Genomic DNA, 3,612 nt, shown 5'->3' on the forward strand with positions numbered 1-3,612 from the left:
CCGGGAATGCAGGACGGTCAGCCGGGTGCACCGGGCAACGCGATGCCGGTCGCCCCCGACGCGACGCCCGCCGCGACCCCGCCTGCGGTCGTTCCCGCCGCGGCCGAGGCCACGCTCGCCAAGACCGACCCGCTGCGTGCGCAGGTGCTGCTCGAGCGCGCCTTCTTCTCGCCGGGCGAGATCGACGGCGCGAAGGGCAGCAACATGGCGCGCGCGGTCAAGGCGTTCCAGACTGCTCACGACATCAAGGCCACCGGCGCGCTCGACACCGCGACCTGGGATCTCCTGAATCAGGACGCCGCCCCGGTGCTGATCGAATACACGCTCACCGCCGACGACGTCGCCGGTCCGTTCGAGAAGACGCCCAAGACCCCCGCGGACATGGCGAAGATGCAATCGATGCCTTACGAGTCCGCGCTTGAGAAAGTGGCGGAGAAGTTCCACATGGCCCCGGCGCTGCTCAAGAAGCTCAACCCGGACGTGAAGTTCGCCTCTGCCGATGCATCAGCGACCGATGCATCGAAGGCCGGCAAGGACACCAAGTCGACGTCGAAGGACGCTTCGAAGCCTTCCGCAACCGCGGCTTCGTCGACCACCGCGGACACGACCGCTGCCACCACGGGCGACACGCTGGCCGGCACCAAGATCACCGTGCTCAACGTGATGCCCGCCGAGCAGTTCCCGACGCCGGCGAAGATCGTCGTCGACAAGTCGGACTCGGCGCTGATCCTAGTCGATGCAAGCGACAAGACCCTCGGCGTATTCCCGGTGACCACCGGCAGTGCGCAGTTCCCGCTGCCGATCGGCGAGTGGAAGATCAACGGCGTGCAGCAGAATCCGGTGTGGCATTTCGATCCCAAGCTGATTGCGGGTTCGAAGAAGACGGACAAGCCGGCCGATGTTCCGGCGGGCCCGAACAACCCGGTCGGCGTCGTGTGGATCGACCTCAGCAAGGAGCACTACGGCATCCACGGCACGCCGCATCCCGAGCGCATCGGCAAGACCGAATCGAATGGCTGCATCCGCATGACGAACTGGTCGGTGAAGGCGCTGTCGCACGTCGCCAAGCCGGGCATGCAGGTCACGATGCGCGAGTGACCAGGGCGCGCGGGTCGGCCACGTGCCGGCCCGCGCGGTTGTGCCGGATGCGTGTGCAGTCGCCTGGAGTCAGGCACCACGAGCCGCCCCGTTTCGACGCGCGTTACGGTTTCCGACGCCATGACCGGCGCGTGCGCACGCGCCAGCCGAGCCATTCGACCCGCCCGAGGTTCGCGCAGAGCCGGCAGTCGACGCCTCGATCCGGCTGGATCGGTTCGGTCTCGGTGACACCCGGCAAGCGGCAGTGAGCGACCCTCACGCAGCCGTGCCCGGTTCAGCCGCGGTCGCCGAACGCACTAGACTGTCGCTCCCGCGGATCCGGTCGACGCCATGCGCACTACGCTTTCCCTTCTGCTCGTCGTCGCCGCACTGAGCGGCTGCCATCGCGACGCGGTGCGCGCCGACATGCCTGCGCCGCGCGCGACGGCCTCGGTGGCCGCCGACGACAACCTCAACGCCGTGCTGTGGATGCAGAACGCCGTCGAGTACCGCGCCAACGCGCTGCAGACCTATCGCGCGGCTGCACGCGAACTCGACCGCGCGCTCAAGGACCGCAGCTGGGACGCGCTGGACGCGACCGAGCGCGCCAACCCCGCGCGCGGCCTGCCGCCTGCGGTCATCTTCGACGTCGACGAGACCGTGCTCGACAACTCCCCTTACCAGGCGCGACTGGTCTCTGCGGGGACCGAATATGACGAAGCGCAGTGGGACGCGTGGGTGAGGGAGCAGAAGGCCACCGCGATACCTGGTGTTGTCGAGTTCGCGAAGGCCGCGCAGGCGCGCGGCGTCGCGCTGTTCTTCATTTCCAATCGCGCCGTGCACCTGAAGGACGCGACGATCGCCAACCTGCGTGCCGCGGGCCTGTCGGTGAAGGACGACGCGTTCCTGGGCCTCGGTACCGTGGTGCCCGACTGCGAGCAGGACGGCAGCGACAAGAACTGCCGCCGCCAGCTGATCGGCCGCAAGTACCGCGTGCTGATGCAGTTCGGCGACCAGCTTGGCGACTTCGCCCAGGTGTCGCCGAACTCGCCGGCACAGCGCAATGCGCTGTACGAAGCGCATCGCGCCTGGATCGGCGAGCGCTGGTGGGTGCTTGCAAATCCGAGCTACGGCTCATGGGAGCCGGCGCTCTTCGACAACAACTATCGCCAGTCGCGCGACGCGCGCCGCGCCGCCAAGCGCGAGGCGCTGCGACTCGCGCGCTGATCCACGTAATCCCAACGAGCCGTTGAACGCAACGCGCTCCGGATAGAACGAAGCGCGGGCCCGAAGGCCCGCGCGCGTGTCGCTTGGTGGAACGTCCGGCTTAGCGGTCGCTGCCGCCGCGTCCGCCCTGGTTTCCACCCTGGTTGCCGGACTGGTTTCCGCCGCCGCTCGCTTGGCCGCCCTTGCGTCCGGCCTCGCGTGCTTCCTGCGAAGTGAATTCGTGCGCGTGGCCGCTGCGATGCGCGGCCTTGCCGCCCTCGGATGCGATCTCACGCTGCTGTTCGGTGTCCATCGACGCGAAGCCGCGATTGCTGCTGCCCTGGTTGCCGCCCTGGTTGCTGCTCTGATTGCCACCCTTGTTGCCGCCCTGATTACCGGCCATTAGTGAATCCTCTTCGTTCAATGGGGAATGTGCGGGGCGTGGTGCTCTACGCCCGCCTGAAGTGTGTGCAGCCGCCCGTAAGCGCGACGGCATGTCTGCGTGCACGGCGGTTAACGCCGTTCACGGCACTGAGCGGCGGTTGCAGCGCGCCCCGTTCAACCGCCGGATCGGCTTTCGGCGTTTCACGTCCCGCGACACCTGCAACGACGTGCGGCCGCGTGCACACTCGTGCAACAGGAGGCCCCCGTGACCGCACACGACGAACGCGTCGACGCCTACATCGAACGTGCCGCACCATTCGCGCGCCCGCTGCTCCGGCAGCTGCGTCGCGACTTGCACGCCGCATCGCCGGCGCTCGACGAATCAATCCGCTGGGGCATGCCCGCGTTCCTGCACGACGGCAGGATCGTGGCGATGCTCGCGGCGTTCAAACAGCACGCGAGCCTCACCCTGTGGCGCGCTGGCGACAATGCGGCGCGGCGCGAGGGCGAGGGCATGGGCCAGTTCGGTCGGCTCACTACGCTTGCCGAACTACCGAATGCCGCGACGATCGCGGCCCGCGTACGCGAGGCGATCGCCCGCATCGCGGGCGGCGTGCCAACGCCGCCCCGCAATCGCGAAATTCGGCCCGAAGCGGTCGTGCCCGACGAGCTGCGCGCGGCTCTTGACGCTCATCCGGCCGCGGCCGCGACGTTCGCCTCGTTCCCGCCCGGCCAGCGCCGCGAATACGTGGACTGGATCACCGAGGCCAAGCGCGACGACACACGCGCCCGCCGCCTCGCCCAGGCGATCGAATGGCTCGCCGAGGGCAAGACGCGCAACTGGAAGCACGAGCGCCGCTGACGCTGAAGGAAGCCGGACGCGTGCCGATAACGGCCAAGCGCACGGCCCGATCGTGCGCGCACGCGGGCACGTCCCGCCGGACG

Annotated in this window: 4 protein-coding genes; 3 read left to right on the forward strand and 1 reads right to left on the reverse strand. The window is 68.7% G+C overall.

The features are described 5' to 3' along the window. Nucleotides 1-6 precede the first annotated feature (6 nt). Nucleotides 7-1,098, forward strand: a complete 1,092-nt coding sequence (locus FW784_RS13020; protein WP_425481652.1) for a L,D-transpeptidase family protein — start codon at nt 7-9, stop codon at nt 1,096-1,098. A 330-nt stretch (nt 1,099-1,428) separates the two neighbouring features. After that, nucleotides 1,429-2,304 carry a 5'-nucleotidase, lipoprotein e(P4) family gene (locus FW784_RS13025; protein WP_149353759.1) on the forward strand — a complete coding sequence of 292 codons (876 nt, stop codon included), beginning with the start codon at nt 1,429-1,431 and terminating at the stop codon, nt 2,302-2,304. Nucleotides 2,305-2,404: 100 nt separating this feature from the next. Here the strand turns inward: FW784_RS13025 and FW784_RS13030 are convergent, their stop codons facing one another. Continuing rightward, nucleotides 2,405-2,686, reverse strand: a complete 282-nt coding sequence (locus FW784_RS13030; RefSeq protein WP_149353760.1) for a KGG domain-containing protein — start codon at nt 2,684-2,686, stop codon at nt 2,405-2,407. Nucleotides 2,687-2,932: 246 nt separating this feature from the next. On the opposite strand from FW784_RS13030, the gene FW784_RS13035 reads away from it, so the two are divergent. Then, complete coding sequence (locus FW784_RS13035) at nt 2,933-3,529, forward strand: YdeI/OmpD-associated family protein (RefSeq protein ID WP_149353761.1); 597 nt, start codon at nt 2,933-2,935, stop codon at nt 3,527-3,529. Nucleotides 3,530-3,612 lie beyond the last annotated feature (83 nt).

This window comes from Cognatilysobacter lacus, from assembly GCF_008274655.1.
Lineage (GTDB): Bacteria > Pseudomonadota > Gammaproteobacteria > Xanthomonadales > Xanthomonadaceae > Cognatilysobacter > Cognatilysobacter lacus.